Origin of the sequence: Maribacter sp. R86514 (assembly GCF_044597005.1) — a bacterium.
Taxonomy (GTDB): Bacteria; Bacteroidota; Bacteroidia; order Flavobacteriales; family Flavobacteriaceae; genus Maribacter.
This window is the reverse complement of record NZ_CP138999.1, coordinates 1,934,479-1,950,597: the sequence shown is the minus strand read 5'-3', so window position 1 is coordinate 1,950,597 and position 16,119 is coordinate 1,934,479. Positions and strand designations below refer to the sequence as shown.

The window sequence follows — 16,119 nt, the reverse complement described above, 5'->3', positions numbered from 1 at the left end:
TTTCCTATTTTTGCTTAACAAATAAAATTCACCATATATATGAACCTTCACGAATATCAAGGAAAAGAGATATTAGCAAGTTTTGGGGTGCGCATCCAAAGAGGAATTGTTGCCCAGAATGCAAAAGAGGCTGTTGAGGCTGCAAAGCAATTAACTGCTGAAACCGGAACGGGATGGCACGTTATTAAAGCGCAAGTACACGCAGGTGGTCGTGGTAAAGGTGGTGGTGTAAAATTAGCCAAAAACCTTAAAGAGGTAGAAGAGATAGCTAACCAGATTATTGGTATGAACTTAATTACACCGCAAACTTCTGCAGAAGGTAAAAAAGTACACCAAGTATTAGTTGCCGAAGATGTTTACTACCCAGGCGAAAGCGAAACTAGTGAATTCTATATGTCTGTTGTATTGAACAGAGCTACTGGTAAGAATATGATCATGTATTCTACAGAAGGTGGTATGGACATTGAAGAAGTTGCAGAAAGCACTCCGCATTTGATCTTTACAGAAGAAATTGATCCAGCTACAGGTTTGTTAGGTTTTCAAGCAAGAAAGATTGCTTTTAACTTAGGACTTTCAGGTACTGCGTTCAAAGAAATGACAAAATTCGTTGCATCATTATATAAAGCATATGTAGAAAGTGATTCTAATATGTTTGAAATTAACCCTGTATTAAAAACATCCGATGATTTGATCATGGCTGTTGATGCTAAGGTTTCAATTGATGATAATGCACTATACCGTAGAAAGCAATATGCTGAAATGCGTGATCTTAGAGAAGAGAACGCTATAGAAGTTGAGGCAAGAGAAGTTGGTCTTAACTATGTAGATCTTGACGGTAACGTTGGTTGTATGGTTAACGGTGCAGGTCTGGCTATGGCGACTATGGATTTAATTAAGATGGCAGGTGGTGAACCAGCTAACTTCTTAGATGTTGGTGGTACGGCAGATGCTAAAAGAGTTGAAGAGGCGTTTAGAATTATATTAAAAGATCCTAACGTAAAGGCAATTCTAATTAACATATTCGGTGGTATCGTTCGTTGTGATCGTGTTGCACAAGGTGTTGTTGATGCTTATAAGAATATGGGCGATTCAATGAAAGTGCCGATTATTGTAAGGTTACAAGGTACCAATGCTGAATTGGCAAAAGAGATTATTGACAATTCTGGACTTGCAGTACAATCTGCTGTACAGTTTCAAGAAGCTGCAGATAAAGTAAAAGAGGTATTGGCTTAAAACCAATTCACTTTTAATACCTTTAAAGACCACTCCGATTGGAGTGGTCTTTTTTTTTTTTTTTTGACAAAATACATCTTGCTATTATTGAATGTGTAGATTATAGTGTTGAAATCTGCATATATTATTAATATAATATTAAATAGATGTTAAAATTATCATATTCACATTTTAAATGTTTTATTTTGTGGTATACGCAATATATGCGTATAATTTCGAACCTTTAATATATATAGTATGAAAAAAGTCAAAATCATTTTAATCGCATTTTTAACATTTGGGATTGGAACTGTTACGGCTCATGATAAGGAGTCTAATGAAGATAAAGGAACAAAATGGATAACTGCTCAAATTCATGACATGTTAGCTGATGAGGATATACCAAATCAGATAAGAGGTGCTAAAGCTGAAATTAAAATAGCCGTTGCGGAAGATGGTATGTACAGGTTATTGTCAATTAAATCCAATAATGGTCATTTAAAAGAATTTTTGAAGAACGGTATAGATTTTAAAAGTCTTGAGCCAGGTAATACAGATTTGGTTTACGTTATTCCAATTGAAATAGCAGAGTAGTTATTTTATAATTTATTATTCTTTGAAGAGCGCTTATTAAGCGTTCTTTTTTTTGTGTTATTGCGAGGCATATGCTCTGGAAAGTAATTTATTGTATATACCATTTTAAGTAATCGTAATGAAAACTAAGCTGAATCTGAGTTTTATGTTAGCGAAATGAAATAATGGTTAAGCCTTTAAATCTTTGTTTTTTAAGTGATTGGTATTTCTAAATTTGTGGTGTAAAACGGAAGGATTATTATAAAAAAGATGTTAAAATGAGAAAAAATTGTAACAATCTTAATTTACAGTCGTCTTTTTAGTAATTCATCATCAATCAATTATTAATCATACTTCAGAAAAACTGAGGTAAAAAAACAAAAAGTCATGAGAAAATTAAGTTTAGTAGTCGTAGCTGCAATGCTACTTGCAACAGGTAATGTTTTAGCGAACGATGTAAAAGGTGAAAATCCTTCTAAAAATCTATCAACACAGATTTCAAAAATGCTAACGGTAAATAATTTTACTATTGGTGACGGCGATTTAACAGCCCAGGTTCGATTTACTTTGAATGCAGATGGGGAAATCGTCGTTTTATCGGTTAATTCTCAATTTGATAAAATGGAAAGTTTTGTCAAATCTAAATTAAACTATCAAAAAGTTAATTTGACAGAAGTAAAGGAGGGTAAGATATATACCGTTCCTGTGCGTATAAAGGCATAACCGATTAATTTTTGCCGTTAAAAATCTTAATACAAAGACGTGTATTAAGATTTTTTTTTGTTTTTATACCTAACAGGGCTTATCGCAGTATCTACTTTTTTCATCTGTTTGGTCTTAAAATCTTTTCGGTCATTATTTTTTTGAGGCGGTCTTTTAGTACTTGTTGACATGGCCAAAAGTACTTCTCCGGGTATTTTAGGGGCATCTTTTGTACCTCTTAAATGAAGAACAAGACCATTTAGAAAGTTGCGTAGCACTTGGTCACCACATTCCATATAATTAGGATGGTCCTCATTTCTAAAGAAAGCGCCTAATTCACTTTTAGAAATCTTGAAATCTACAAGCTGTAGAATATCAACGATTTGATCATCTCTAAACTTTAATGCAACTCTTAGTTTCTTGAAAATATCATTATTTGTCATACTACAAATTTAAGATGTGCAAGTTATTATAAAAATATGACCTGTTGTTAAACGGTGTATCAATAATCAATAGCTTGTTCAACAGATTTAATTTTTAGTTGCTTATTTTTTCTATTTTTTCTATTTATATCGAAAATATTTTGTTTGAATTTTCACAACTCCTTTATGTTAGAAGCATAAGTGAATCATTTATCGATTGTTTTGGTATTTCATCGATTTTTTCTTGAAGTAAATCGTTATATATAATAATCAGTAATTTTCCGTGTTATTATTGTAGGAATAATCTTTCAAATTTCGTATATTTAAGTGTATACAAGTTAATCGTTCGCTATCTATATATTTTGGTAATTTATTCTTTTAATTATGTAATCTAGGTCAGTTATTAAATGTTTAAATTTTCATTATTGACAAGGTGGTAAAGTTTAAAATGGTCTTCGATTTGTAAAATTTAAAATAGTGGTAGACTAAGTTTGTTAATGATTATTTAAAAGATAAAGATGATGAGGGAAGAAAATGTAAAATTAAAAATAATCTCAGGCATGATCAAATCTTCTATGGTAGAAAATGGTCTTGATGAAATGGAGTATGAATTTATCTGTAATGTAGGCGGGCAACTGGGTTTAGATCAAGATATTATTGATACATATATTGAAGAAGAGGAAATTTTTATTCTTCCTATTTCTAGTGAGTCTAAGCTTTTAAAGTTTTATAAAACCGCTCTACACGATAAAAATCTATGTAAAAGCTACTTTAAATGGGTAAGAGCATCTTATAAAAAAGGAATTTCTTTGGGTTTACCACAAAAGGTCATTAGAAAATTTTTATACGATATTCATTTTTCAGAAGATTATTCTCAAGGTGAGCATGTGATTAAAAGTTATTTCTCGAAGTAAGAAAACATCTCTTTTCTAAGTATTACTAAGGTTATCTCTTAATGAAATAAAAAAGCCGTATTTAACGTTAAATTATGTAGCAGCTGAATATCAATTATTTACTTAAGAATATGCCTACTAAAAAAGAGAAACTATCTATTTTATCAGAAATGATTGCATTTGCCAAAGTCAATAACGAGATTAAAGAATCTGAATATGACTTTCTTTTTTCAGTAGCCCAACAATTAGAGGTAAGCAAAAAAACTTTTGACAGTCTTTTTACTGCTAATGTTGAACATGTTATACCTAAATCTCAACCAGAACGACTTTTGCAATTTCATAGATTGGTGTTATTGATGAATGTTGATGATGAACAAGATATAATCGAAGTCAAAAGAATTTATGATATCGGTTTAAAAATGGGTCTGCCACCCGGTGCTATTCAGCAAGTACTCTCCGTAATGCATAAATACCCTAATAAAGTAGTGCCGCCAGAGGTACTGATTTCAATTTTTAAATCACACTACAATTAAGACCAAGAGATAAAATCAGAATTTAATGTACTAAGATCTCTTTTGTTTTCGATGTTGTTATCAGCATCTTTTTTTAATTCATTGATTTCCGATTCTATTATAACAAGTTGATCAGAATTTATAACGTGGTTTGTAAGTGTCTTCAGCATGTGCATAAGTTTTCTCATAACGGTAATATCATGCTTGCAATACAGTCTGTACGTTGCCATTACATTAAATAGCACTTCTGAAAATTTAGAACTTCTAATAAGTACCCAATTTTCTCCAGTTTGGTCATCATCGGCAAGGTATTCAAAATCCGCCTTACGCATTAAATCCATAAAAAGAGAAGTTAGGTAGTCAATAGTGTTTAGAGCTGTCCCAGGGTCGTTAATTCCGGGAGACATGGCTTTCACCCCAATTTCTGAGATTTGTCTAAACCCATAGATATAATTTTTACCTATTAATTCTTCGTGGCTAAAGAGCAATGTGTTCAATATCTTCTCTTTTAAATCATTATCTATAGGTTTTTCAGAGGTAAAGCCAATGGTTCCGTCTAATATAAATTGACCTTTGTGAAGTTGAACTGCAATTTTTGTTTGGTAATCTTTGCATAACTTCAATAAGTCATCTTCAATTATACCGTGAAAATATCCGGTTTCGTTTATTTCATATGCTTCCCAATGTTCCTGCTCAGGAAATTTTAAAGATATTTTTTCTTGATTTTTAACAATTGACCTTATTTCAGATTTTGTTCTGGAATGAATTGCGGTCAATATGTTACCTACCTGTATAGCTTGTGAGATATGATGAATGAAATATATAAAAGCAGCTAAACAAACTACTACTAGAATAATGCCTAGTAGTACTGAGAAACCTGGCGTTTGGTAGTTGTCTTTAGTAGGTTCTATAGAAATAAATATGAAAATGTTATATAGTATTGTGCCAATATAGAGACCCAGTACAATTTGGTGCTTTTGATCTGATACAATACCTGGCAATACTCTTGGTGAAAAATTACTAGATGCTTGATTTAATAATACCATTACCATTGAAAAACTAAATACTGTCAATGAAATTAAACCACCTATAAGAGTGCTTAGAATTGTTTTAGCTGTATCTGTATCATCAATAACCAAAGCAGGGGCAACTTCCATGATATGTGCTGAAATATCTTGTTGTTCCAAGTAAATCATAAAAAAAGCCGTTAGCAATCCACCCAAAGCAATTATAGTGGGAAAAAAAGCAATTCTAGATTGAATATGGTCAATAAAATTAGTTAGTCTGTCCATTTTAATAAGTCTGCCATAAAGCTAGCGATTGTTCGTTCGGTAAAATGGCTGATAAACTAAAATTACACGCTCATATCATTTAAAAATGTCAAAATGACACCCTTTAACCTTAGGTTAATGTCAAATTGACATGTAAATGGTGTTGGTATATAATTTGTTTTATTCAAATCGACTATTAAAATTAATTTATTTAAAAAGATATGATTATGAGTTTAACTAAGAGAAATGACGTTTTGTTCCCAGCATTAATGAATGAGATATTTAGACCAGACTGGTTTGGTGGTACTGAGAATTCACGTTCATCTGTACCCGCTGTGAACATAAAAGAAAATGAGAAAGATTTTGAATTAGAACTTTTTGTACCTGGTAGGGCTAAAGATGATTTTAATATAGAAATTGATGATTCTGTTTTAACAATCTCTGCAGAAATTAAAGAAGAGGGTGAAGAGGTGAAAGAAAATTTCACAAGAAAAGAGTTTAGTATCTCTTCTTTTAAAAGAGCATTTACCTTACCGGAAACTGTTGCAACAGATAAAATTGAAGCGACTTACGAAGGTGGAATTTTGAAATTTAATCTTCCTAAAAAAGAAGAGGCTTTGCCAAAGCCAAAAAGAATGATCGAGTTAAAGTAAGTTTTAGCGACTACTTTTTTTAGGTTGGTTTGAGTTGTTTAGTTGAAGTGCTTTGAGAAATCAAAGCACTTTTTTGTTATTTTTTTATTTGTTTTACATATTCTTATTTCGTGTTGAAATTGAACTGAATTGCTCATTCATATAATTGTTCAATTAACTCATATGCGGCTTTTTTTTGGGGATGAATATTTGTCTTATGATATTCTTAAATCGGTATTTTTACAATTGAAAATATAGGTTATTATTTTGTAGGATTAAGCTATAAATAACCCCTTTAATTAATTCTTGAAAAGGGGTTTTTCTAGTGCTGTAAATCGATTTTCGAGCTTTAAAACTGAACTCTTTTTATTGGGTTGTAACTGCCGATTTTATTGTTCAAAAATTTAACGTAAATTCGTAATGTACGCTAGTATATTTTTTCTTTTTACAAGCTTTGTTTGCTGCAAAGGAATTTTAGTGAAAGAGCAACTATTGTTGTTTTATGATTAAATGAAAAACAGCTGAAAAACACTTTTAAAATCGATTTTAGTTAGAGCAAATAAGATTTAGTCTTGTCTAAAAATTGTATTTAAATAATTGTTATCCAGTATTTTATGTGATATTAAGTTAAGTTTAAATATACCTATAATCTAATTTGGTTGATTTCGTCTAATCTTAGCTTATTCTTGCTCTTGTAATGACTTTATTTCGTCTCGTAATTTCGCTGCTTGCATAAAATCCAATTCTTTTGCAGCTTTTTCCATCGCTTTTCTCTTGTCTTTTATGAGCTTTTCTATTTGCTCTTTTGTAAGGTAATCCATGTCTGGTTCGGCAGCTCTCAACTCCTCTTTTATGAAGTGATATGTGGAGACTGAATTCTTCGAAAGTACGCTGTCTAAACTTTTGTTCAATGCTTTCGGTGTTATGTTATTATCCGTATTATATTGAATCTGTTTTTGCCTTCTGTAATTTGTTTCGTCTATCGTTTTTTGCATACTGTCCGTTATCTTATCTGCGTACATAATTGCTAGTCCATTTAGGTTTCTTGCAGCTCTACCTACGGTCTGTGTCAATGATCTATTGCTACGTAAAAAACCTTCTTTGTCGGCATCTAAAATAACGACTAAAGAAACTTCTGGTAAGTCTAATCCTTCACGTAATAAATTCACACCTATGAGCACATCAAAAATTCCCTTTCGTAAATCTTGCATGATTTCTACGCGCTCTAAAGTGTCAACATCACTATGAATATATCTACATCTAATATTGATTCTGTCCATATATTTAGCTAACTCCTCTGCCATCCTTTTTGTCAAAGTGGTCACTAAAGTCCGCTCATCTTTCTCAACACGAATTTGTATTTCTTCTACTAAATCATCAATTTGGTTTAAGCTTGGTCTCACCTCGATTATAGGATCTAAAAGTCCTGTTGGTCTAATCACCTGCTCAACATATACCCCTTGACTTAATTTTAATTCATAATCCGCAGGTGTTGCACTTACATATAAAACCTGATTTTGCAATGCTTCAAACTCTTCAAATTTTAATGGTCTATTGTCCATTGCGGCTGGTAAACGAAAACCATAATCTACCAAATTAACTTTTCTAGAACGGTCACCACCATACATCGCGTGTACTTGTGGTATGGTAACGTGACTTTCATCGATCACCATTAAGTAATCATCAGGAAAATAATCTAATAAGCAGAAAGGCCTTGTGCCCGGTTCACGACCGTCTAAATATCTGGAGTAGTTTTCAATACCTGAGCAATACCCAAGCTCACGAATCATTTCTAAATCAAAATTGGTACGTTCTTCTAATCTCTTAGCTTCAAGTGGCTTTGCGATATCTTTGAAGTAGTCTATTTGCTTTACCAAATCATCTTGAATATTATGTATGGCGTTCTGCAAAACATCTTTAGAAGTTACAAACATGTTGGCAGGGTATATGTTCAGATTCTCATATACCTCTATAATATTGTTGTTAAATGGGTCAAATGCTTCTATTTCTTCTATCTCGTCGCCGAAAAAGTGAATTCTATAGGCATGGTCGGCATAACTGGGGAAAACGTCTACTACATCGCCTTTTACCCTGAAGTTTCCATTTTTGAAATCTGCCATGGTTCTTGAATATAGCGATTGCACCAATTGTTGCATCAGCTTTGTTCTAGCTATAACCTGATCTTTTTTAATGGAAATGACATTTTTTTGAAATTCAATAGGGTTACCAATACCATACAGGCATGAAACGGATGCAATAACGATGACATCTCTTCTGCCTGAAAGTAGCGAAGAGGTAGTACTTAAACGCAGTTTTTCAATATCTTCATTTATTGAAAGATCTTTTTCAATATAAACTCCGCTAGTTGGTATAAACGCCTCTGGTTGGTAATAGTCGTAGTAAGACACGAAATATTCCACCGCGTTATCAGGAAAAAATTGTTTAAACTCGGAGTATAATTGAGCTGCCAAAGTTTTGTTGTGCGCCAATAATAGTGTTGGTTTTTGTACTTCTTCGATGACATTGGCTACCGTAAATGTTTTACCAGAACCGGTTACACCTAGCAATGTCTGGTATTTCTCTTTCTCATTTATACCTTTTACCAATTCTTTAATGGCATTTGGTTGATCCCCAGTGGGTTTGAAGTCTGATACTACTTTAAATTTCATGCTATAAAATTACGAAAGAAGCACGATTTAAATGGACTCGAAAAGAAGATAAGTTGTAACTATCGTTTTAAGGTGAAATGACCTCTTATTGGCGGTTGATTTAGAAAGTTTGCTTTAAACCAATAATCGGTTTGTGGCATTTCTTTATTATTGAAGGTTCCGTCCCAACCAATACTACTTGGGTTTAGTTGTTGAATTAAAGTGCCAAATTGATTAAAAATATAAATTACCTCTATGACAGATTCAAAGTTTTCAACTGGTGGAATAAATTGCCAATAGTCATTAATACCATCTCCGTTTGGCGTAAAAAATGATGGAAAATCTTTTAGCGAAATATCTCTATCTACCGATCTTTCTGTTGTACCGCAACCGTTTTTATCTCGTACATAGGCAGTATAATTGGTATTTGGCATTTCTATGAATATCGAAGAATCTTGAAAAGGACCATCGCGGCTGGTTAATGAATACTCATATTGTCCGCCACCCGTTACAGAGACTGCTATTGTTTTGCCTAATGGTAAATTGGTGACCTTTATTTCAGTAATTGTAGCAGGTTCAGACGCAACTACATCAATTAATTTTGAACTTGTACACTCAATAATACCAGCGTCTGTTGATATGGTATTATATGCCTCGATTCTATACTTACCAGGGGAAGAAACGGCAACGCTTTGCGTCTCTGACAATAGGGTTTCTTCAGAGCCACTATTAGTAAGATACCATCTAAAACCCTCGGCTATATCATCTGTCGAAATAGTATATGGCAATTCATCGCTACAGATACCCACAACGTTGGGTAAATTAATTTGAGGAGCTCTATAAGTTAATTCGCCTGTAGTTTCAGAAATGTATGGATCACAAACATAAACGGCAAAACTTGTGGTGAATACCTCTTCTGTACATGCGGTAGTTGTGCCAATTTCATTATACGGATTGATTCTTACATATATATTTGAATTTTGAGGAAGATCTTCTGGTGGCTTGTAGCTAAGTACATTGTTTACATCTTCATTATTTAAAATTTCACTACCATTTGGCGTTGTACCAATTGATAAGAAGTAACCGGTTGCCGTAGGTGCATATTCCCACTCTAAATCGGTAATTATCGTTACACTCCCTGCATTGTTAATTGGGGTAATTAATTGTGAGCAAGTTGGTTTAGTTGTAACTGAAATGGTTGAAAATACTACTTCATCGCATGCTATTGGTGCACCATCATAGGGTACAAGGCTTAGTGTTGCATATAATGTGCTATTAGCGGGAAAACCAAACTCAGGCTTGTAAAACGTATCTGTTCCTATAGGTTTTCTATCCAATATATCTCTTCCTTGGGGTGATGTACCTATGGTTAGTAGGTAACCGTTAAACCCCGACACTTCTTGCCATGTTAAGGTTGCATCTAAATCAATATTATTTGATCCATTTTCGGGGTATATAAATGATGTGCACTCTTGACCATAAAAAAATGAACATGAAAATAGAAGGAAACTAAATCTCATTATGAAATCCATTTTTTTGTTTAGCATGTTATTTTGGGTCATTACCTATCTTTTTAAACTAAAATGACCTGTGATTACCTTGTTATTGTTTGATAAAGCTTTAAACCAGTATTCAGACTCAGGTAGCTGCTTACCATTTAATATACCGTTCCAACCTTTTGTATTCGGTGCTATTTGTGCTAAAAGAGCACCGAATTTATCAAAAATGAAAATCACGTATATATCCTTTTCTTCCGTACCCATTGGTGGTATAAATTGCCAATGGTCATTAATGTCATCTCCGTTTGGTGTAAAAAAATTAGGAAACCCTTTAATGGTTAAATCTTGCTCAATTAGTTTTTCTGTAATTCCGCATCCATTTTTATCACGAACATAAACTGTATGATTTTGTAATGAGATATCTGTAAAGCGATTATTGTTTTGATAAGGTCCTTCCGCATTATCTATCGCGTATTCATAATTACCATTTGTCGTTGTAATAACTTCATAGTTTAACGAATTAGCATCTAATTGCACTTTTACTTCATCTATTTCCGGACCTTGTGATGTTTTTACTTTAAATATTTTTGAAGAAGCACATTCAAACAATGTTCCAGAATCTTCAATGTTCATATAGGCTTCATAAAGATATTCACCCTCTTCGCTTATGGATACTTCTGCAGAGGTAGAGAGTAAAGTCTCATTTCCTCTTTCATCTAACTGAAACCACCTGTACCCGTCTGCTTCATCTGTTGCGGTTATTATATTAAATTCGTTGTCAAGGCATATAGACACGGAATCAGGGAAGGATAATTCGGGATTTAAAACGAGTAGTTCTCCGCTTTCGGGGTCAAAGTAAGGTCCGCAACCAAGTGCTGTAGAAAAAGTTTCTTGAGTACAACCAATGGCTTCACCGGCTTCGTTAAAAGGGTAAATGGAAATAAAGAATGTGCGGTTGGGTTCAAAATCAATGATTACCGTAGATGTTCTGAAAAAAACCGCGTCATCTAGAATATTGGTTTCAAAAGGTGATGTGCCTATAGATACTTTGTAACCTATTGCATTTGGGACAGCATTCCACTCAAGTGTAGGACTCAGAGATACATTTGTTTCTCCGTCAATAGGAGAAATCATAGTGGTACATGTGGGTAGAACAGCTTCTGGTGAAGTGATAAACATAATAGAGCTACAATCTGATGCCAAGCCAATTCTGTTATATGGAATTAACGTGATATAGATTTCTGTTTCCGCGGGTAAATCTGCAGGTGGATTGTAGTTGAGTGAATTTTCAACATCCGTACTCGTTAAAATTTCAGCTCCGTTTAATGTGGTTCCTATTGATAAATAATACCCAGTAGCACCCGGTGCTGCATTCCATGAGATGTTTGTAGTTGTATTAATGTCTATGGCATCATTTGCAGGAAAAGTAGATGGTACACATTTCGGTACTTCACTCAAAGCAGCTGTCGTAAAACTTTGACTATCGCAAACTATATTTGGCTGGTTAAAAAAGAATAAGGTTATGGTTACAAATATTTCTGTGCTCTCAGGTAAACCTGTTGGTGGAATATAACTGGTAGCCGAACCTACATTTCTTTCGTTCAAAATGTCATTGCCGCCAGAGGTGGTTCCTAGGGAAATAATGTAACCGGGAACTCCTGTAACAGCTTCCCAACTAATAGAGGCATCTATGGGAACTAATGTGGTACCATCTGCAGGACTTACTAATGACGGGCATTCTTGTGCCGATATTTTGAAAATACCAAATAACAGGACTATAAAAAATATTGGCGCAGCCAATATTTGGGGTATTCTATAGTCCCATTTCTTTTTCATAGCATATTCGTAAACAATACAATATACTACAAATTAAAAATGTACACTTTTTGAATCTTGTTAAAAAGCATTAACGGCCCTAGTACTTGAGATGAATTAAAGGTCACGTCTTTTAAGAATTGCATAAGAACCATATATGAAGATGGCTATCCAGGCTAGAACAATCACAATTTCATACCAATGAATATAATAGTCCAATGCAAGTTTTTCTCCCATTTGATTGGCTACGGATTGTACGGCACCTAATCTAGAAAATGGTTCTTTAATTAGATTGAACATAGCCTGTAAAGGAAAAAAGCCCATGATGGCATCTGTCGTTTCGCTTTCAAAAAACTTCCATCTAATTATTCCTCTAAATATTCCTTCTAAAACTTGCCATAATATTAGAAAACCAAGTGCAAATGCCGAGCGTTTTACTAAAACACCTAGGAAAAGACAAAAAGAGAAGAAACCTGTCAGTTTTACAAAAAAGGCTAAAAGGAACTCTAAATCGGTAAAAATGATGGATAATTCATTAAAATCGGAGTAAATAAGCCCTAAAATCAAAGAAACTATAAAAACGAATATGGTCGAAACTAGTGAAAAGGTAATCACCGTCAAGAATTTCGAAAGGATGAATTCTTTTTTTGAGAGTCCGTCAATTAAATTCTGTTTTATCGTTTTATTGCTGTATTCATTAGACATCATCGAAACAATTACAATGGCTAAGAACAGTTTAAAAAATGCTGTAATAAATGTATTGAAATGCCAGATGTACGGAAAGTTGAAAATACCTTGATCTGCTAAATGAAACTTTATAGGACCAATATCGAATTTAATGGCCGCTACCAATGCTATAGAGGTTAAAAGCGCGAAGTATGAAATAATCAACACTTTGCTAGCCCTGTTGTTCCAAAGTTTTATGAATTCTATTTGTAGTAATCGTATCATGATGGTAGTGTGTTAGGCGTTAGCATTTTTAGTTAAGGCAAGAAATTGCTCTTCTAAACTTTCTTTTCGTTTTACTAAATGAGATACGATGATACCTTTATCAAAAAGTATTTTGTTCAATGATTGTGCATCTAGTTCTGAAGTTAAGATTGCCGTGACCAAACCATTTTCTTTTTTTATACTTCCAAAATGATCATTGGTGCTCAAATATGATGTCAGTTTTTCTAAGTCATCGGATTTTAATTCGAAAAAGCCGAAACTAGCTTGTAAACTATCAACTCTACCAGAATATAGTTTTTCTCCTTTTCGTAAGATGACCACATGAGAGCATACTTTTTCAACCTCATCCAATAAATGAGATGCTAAAAGAATTGTTGTTCCTTTAGCGGCAATGGTCTTTATAATTTCCCTGATTTGATGAATTCCTTGGGGGTCTAAACCATTAGTAGGTTCATCTAAGATTAAGATTTCGGGATCGTTCAGTAGGGCAGAGGCAATAGCCAAACGCTGTTTCATCCCTAGAGAAAAAGTTCTGAATTTGCTATTTTTTCTATCTAGTAATCCAACTAAATCTAGCTTTTCCTCAATTTTGTCTTCGGTAACGTCTTTAATTTTACAAACTAATTTTAAGTTTTGTAAAGCGGTCATGTATGGGTAGAAGTTTGGGCGCTCAATAATTGCACCTACTTTTTTTAAAGCCTCGTGTGTTGAGGTGCCGCCACCGAACCAGGCAAATTCTCCGTTGGTTTTATTGACTACGTTTAATACAATGCCAAGGGTAGTTGATTTGCCGCTACCGTTTGGTCCAAGAATACCGTATACATTGCCTTTCTCTATAGTAAACGATAGATCTTTTACTGCAGTAAGGTGCCCGAATTTTTTGGTAAGATGATTGACTGTTAGAATAGTACTCACGTCAAGTGTTTTTTGATTGGTTACGTATACTTGACGATAAACTAGACGGAATGTTACAAAAAGAAATTAATTTGCTGTTGCTCTGAAGGTAATTCTTCTATTCGTGATTACTGTTGTAGGGGTTTTAAAATTTACGGTTATTGTCTCTGATGGGTCGTCAGCAGTAATGTTAGTATCGGTTTGGTCTTGAGAATTACTAATTGTATTGGTGTATGTGGCTGTTGATGTATTTACATCTGGTAAATTTGCCCGTGTTACTATAGTCAAGGTTTCTAGATCTCCGCTATCCATACCACCTACAGACCAATTCGGATAAGAAAAACTACCTTTTATAACTGATGATGATATTAATGAAATACCGTCTGGTAAAACATCTGTAATTACAAGATTGGAAACTGAATTTATGCCATAACTTTCTACCGTAATAGTGAAGATTACCGTTTCGCCATCATTGACTGTATTTCGGTCTGCTACTTTTTTGATTACGATATCTGGCTCACAATAATATGCGGTAAGCGGTTGAGAATCATATGTGCATCCTCCCTTTGTAACTCTTACGTAGTAATCGCCGGCTTGGGTTGGTGTGTAAGTAGAAGTATTTGCCCCTGCAATTAATAAACCGTTTTCAAACCACTGGTAATCATCAAAATTAGGGTCTATAACTTCTATTTCAGCTGTTGGTAGGCATCCGCCTCCTGTAACTTGAAGGTCAACTTCTGGTACAGTATCAAAACCTGAAAAATAACCGGCAATACCTCTTGCGCCACTAAACCCAATGAAGCCCACAGCTATTGGACCTGTCGATTCTACCGTAACGTCTCCTGTTAAATTTGCGACATAGTATGTTTTCCATAATGTGGTACCTGCTACTGCAGAAGAGGCGGGGAGGGTTACCGGTCCTGTTCCATCTGTGACAGTAATATTAGCATCTGGGGTAGTGGTGGAGGCAATTAATGTTACTCCGCCTGTCATTGTAACCCCAGCAGCATCTTCTATATGTGTAATATTATCTACCGTATCTGGCAATAAACAGTTTACGGGTGCAATAAAGTTTAACCCTTGTGTATAAATAGCACTTGCACCTGCCATTAACTGATAGGCATACGCATCTTTAGAAGTGGTTACATACATGTTTCCACCTGCTGAAGAAACAGAATAATTACTCTCAGGTATCTCAAAATAATCACCATCGTTAATGGTGGCTATTGGTGTGGCAGATCCATTTACATAAATTGCTGTTCCGTTTTGTGTACCTATTATAATAGGTATTTCTGTTTCACTTGTACCGTTACCTCTTATAAAAACGTATTCTTTACCAAGTCTGTTTTGAGGCACAGGTTGGTCAATTGCAGCATCTCTACCTGAGTAACCTACCCTTGCACCTGTATTTAGACCACCATTACTGATAACGATTGGGTTGTTGGAAATCATATCAGCTCCTAACCAACCATCTGCATTGGCAGGCGTTTCAGCAACATATGCTTCAAATACAAAAGATTCGTTTGCATCTAAATTTATAGTATAACTATCGTCTAGTATTCCATCTCTGTCGTTTCCTAGTTTAAATTCAAAATCTGGGTCATAACCTGAAAGCGTTACTGTGGTACCGTCTTCTGTTGCCATTATACCCAATGAATTCGTTAAACTGTTTTGAGTTCCTTTATTTGGCGTACCTCCCCACTTAAAATGTGTACCCATTGCTTGCCTTCCTTTACTGGTCAAGGAGGTTGCTTGTGCTCCAGATCGGCCCTATAATTGACATAGAATTTTTCTCCACCCGGAGCTTCTAATCTTAAACCTCCACTGGTAAGAACAATACCGGTATTGGCGTTGGTCATCATGGTTATATTATTGTCGCCATTTGCCAATGTAATTTCTTGCGGTGCAGTTTTAGAAATAGATGCAGTAGCATATAAAGTGGTAGAAGTACCTTGATAAATATTTACCGTAAACGCAGTTGTTTCTGGGGTAGATAATTATATATTTTGTTGCGCAACAGCTTGGTTATTGCCCCCTTGTTTTAAGGGTGGTAAGTAATGCAGGTCGCTCAACTGGGAAAAGCCAGTTGCCCAAA

General features: G+C 34.3%; 15 protein-coding genes. 6 read left to right on the top strand and 9 right to left on the bottom strand.

Features of this window, described 5'->3' with window-relative positions:
- Window positions 1–39: 39 nt before the first annotated feature.
- The 3 genes from sucC (at window position 40) to SJY30_RS08610 (ending at window position 2,508) form a co-directional block, all read left to right on the top strand.
- Window positions 40–1,233, top strand: a complete 1,194-nt coding sequence (gene sucC, locus SJY30_RS08620) for an ADP-forming succinate--CoA ligase subunit beta (protein WP_036152884.1) — start codon at window positions 40–42, stop codon at window positions 1,231–1,233.
- A gap of 237 nt (window positions 1,234–1,470) precedes the next feature.
- Window positions 1,471–1,806: a hypothetical protein gene (locus SJY30_RS08615; RefSeq protein WP_396635146.1), complete on the top strand. Its 336-nt coding sequence runs from the start codon at window positions 1,471–1,473 to the stop codon at window positions 1,804–1,806.
- A 366-nt stretch (window positions 1,807–2,172) separates the two neighbouring features.
- A complete protein-coding gene (locus tag SJY30_RS08610) occupies window positions 2,173–2,508 on the top strand; it encodes a hypothetical protein (protein WP_396635145.1) in 336 nt (111 codons plus the stop codon).
- A gap of 44 nt (window positions 2,509–2,552) precedes the next feature.
- Here SJY30_RS08610 and SJY30_RS08605 read toward each other — a convergent pair whose 3' ends face one another.
- Window positions 2,553–2,930, bottom strand: coding sequence for a DUF1456 family protein (locus SJY30_RS08605; protein WP_396635144.1), 378 nt, complete (start codon window positions 2,928–2,930; stop codon window positions 2,553–2,555).
- 497 nt (window positions 2,931–3,427) lie between these two features.
- Here SJY30_RS08605 and SJY30_RS08600 point away from each other — a divergent pair, with 497 nt between their 5' ends.
- Both SJY30_RS08600 and SJY30_RS08595 read left to right on the top strand, forming a co-directional pair.
- On the top strand, window positions 3,428–3,823 hold the full coding sequence (locus SJY30_RS08600) for a hypothetical protein (RefSeq protein ID WP_396635143.1): 396 nt from the start codon (window positions 3,428–3,430) through the stop codon (window positions 3,821–3,823).
- 110 nt (window positions 3,824–3,933) lie between these two features.
- Entirely contained in the window at window positions 3,934–4,335 is a 402-nt protein-coding gene (locus SJY30_RS08595; RefSeq protein WP_396635142.1) for a TerB family tellurite resistance protein, read from the top strand.
- On the opposite strand, the gene SJY30_RS08590 is transcribed toward SJY30_RS08595, so the two are convergent.
- A complete protein-coding gene (locus tag SJY30_RS08590) occupies window positions 4,332–5,606 on the bottom strand; it encodes a DUF2254 domain-containing protein (RefSeq protein WP_396635141.1) in 1,275 nt (424 codons plus the stop codon). The genes SJY30_RS08595 and SJY30_RS08590 overlap by 4 nt on opposite strands.
- Before the next feature lie 206 nt (window positions 5,607–5,812).
- Between SJY30_RS08590 and SJY30_RS08585 the strand changes: the two genes are divergently transcribed.
- Window positions 5,813–6,238: an Hsp20/alpha crystallin family protein gene (locus SJY30_RS08585; RefSeq protein ID WP_396635140.1), complete on the top strand. Its 426-nt coding sequence runs from the start codon at window positions 5,813–5,815 to the stop codon at window positions 6,236–6,238.
- A gap of 659 nt (window positions 6,239–6,897) precedes the next feature.
- Here SJY30_RS08585 and uvrB read toward each other — a convergent pair.
- From uvrB to SJY30_RS08550, 7 genes are all read right to left on the bottom strand, one after another.
- Window positions 6,898–8,886, bottom strand: a complete 1,989-nt coding sequence (gene uvrB / locus SJY30_RS08580; RefSeq protein ID WP_396635139.1) for an excinuclease ABC subunit UvrB — start codon at window positions 8,884–8,886, stop codon at window positions 6,898–6,900.
- Window positions 8,887–8,945: 59 nt separating this feature from the next.
- Window positions 8,946–10,427 carry a T9SS type B sorting domain-containing protein gene (locus SJY30_RS08575; RefSeq protein ID WP_396635138.1) on the bottom strand — a complete coding sequence of 494 codons (1,482 nt, stop codon included), beginning with the start codon at window positions 10,425–10,427 and terminating at the stop codon, window positions 8,946–8,948.
- A 3-nt stretch (window positions 10,428–10,430) separates the two neighbouring features.
- A complete protein-coding gene (locus SJY30_RS08570) occupies window positions 10,431–12,200 on the bottom strand; it encodes a T9SS type B sorting domain-containing protein (RefSeq protein WP_396635137.1) in 1,770 nt (589 codons plus the stop codon).
- Window positions 12,201–12,296: 96 nt separating this feature from the next.
- Window positions 12,297–13,130 carry an ABC transporter permease gene (locus tag SJY30_RS08565; protein WP_396635136.1) on the bottom strand — a complete coding sequence of 278 codons (834 nt, stop codon included), beginning with the start codon at window positions 13,128–13,130 and terminating at the stop codon, window positions 12,297–12,299.
- A 12-nt stretch (window positions 13,131–13,142) separates the two neighbouring features.
- Window positions 13,143–14,045 carry an ABC transporter ATP-binding protein gene (locus tag SJY30_RS08560; RefSeq protein WP_396635135.1) on the bottom strand — a complete coding sequence of 301 codons (903 nt, stop codon included), beginning with the start codon at window positions 14,043–14,045 and terminating at the stop codon, window positions 13,143–13,145.
- A 66-nt stretch (window positions 14,046–14,111) separates the two neighbouring features.
- The gene (locus SJY30_RS08555) at window positions 14,112–15,767 is read right to left on the bottom strand and encodes a DUF11 domain-containing protein (protein ID WP_396635134.1); all 1,656 of its coding nucleotides are present in this window, start codon (window positions 15,765–15,767) and stop codon (window positions 14,112–14,114) included.
- The gene (locus SJY30_RS08550) at window positions 15,764–15,886 is read right to left on the bottom strand and encodes a hypothetical protein (protein WP_396635133.1); all 123 of its coding nucleotides are present in this window, start codon (window positions 15,884–15,886) and stop codon (window positions 15,764–15,766) included. Before SJY30_RS08550 ends, SJY30_RS08555 begins: the two co-directional genes overlap by 4 nt.
- Window positions 15,887–16,119: the final 233 nt, after the last annotated feature.

Coding starts and splice junctions, on each gene's coding strand:
- SJY30_RS08565 (WP_396635136.1), bottom strand. CDS start 13,130: ATGATACGATTACTACAAATAGAATTCATAAAACTTTGGAACAACAGG.
- SJY30_RS08590 (WP_396635141.1), bottom strand. CDS start 5,606: ATGGACAGACTAACTAATTTTATTGACCATATTCAATCTAGAATTGCT.
- SJY30_RS08605 (WP_396635144.1), bottom strand. CDS start 2,930: ATGACAAATAATGATATTTTCAAGAAACTAAGAGTTGCATTAAAGTTT.
- uvrB (WP_396635139.1), bottom strand. CDS start 8,886: ATGAAATTTAAAGTAGTATCAGACTTCAAACCCACTGGGGATCAACCA.
- SJY30_RS08585 (WP_396635140.1), top strand. CDS start 5,813: ATGAGTTTAACTAAGAGAAATGACGTTTTGTTCCCAGCATTAATGAAT.
- SJY30_RS08610 (WP_396635145.1), top strand. CDS start 2,173: ATGAGAAAATTAAGTTTAGTAGTCGTAGCTGCAATGCTACTTGCAACA.
- sucC (WP_036152884.1), top strand. CDS start 40: ATGAACCTTCACGAATATCAAGGAAAAGAGATATTAGCAAGTTTTGGG.
- SJY30_RS08570 (WP_396635137.1), bottom strand. CDS start 12,200: ATGAAAAAGAAATGGGACTATAGAATACCCCAAATATTGGCTGCGCCA.
- SJY30_RS08600 (WP_396635143.1), top strand. CDS start 3,428: ATGATGAGGGAAGAAAATGTAAAATTAAAAATAATCTCAGGCATGATC.
- SJY30_RS08575 (WP_396635138.1), bottom strand. CDS start 10,427: ATGACCCAAAATAACATGCTAAACAAAAAAATGGATTTCATAATGAGA.
- SJY30_RS08615 (WP_396635146.1), top strand. CDS start 1,471: ATGAAAAAAGTCAAAATCATTTTAATCGCATTTTTAACATTTGGGATT.
- SJY30_RS08595 (WP_396635142.1), top strand. CDS start 3,934: ATGCCTACTAAAAAAGAGAAACTATCTATTTTATCAGAAATGATTGCA.
- SJY30_RS08550 (WP_396635133.1), bottom strand. CDS start 15,886: ATGATGACCAACGCCAATACCGGTATTGTTCTTACCAGTGGAGGTTTA.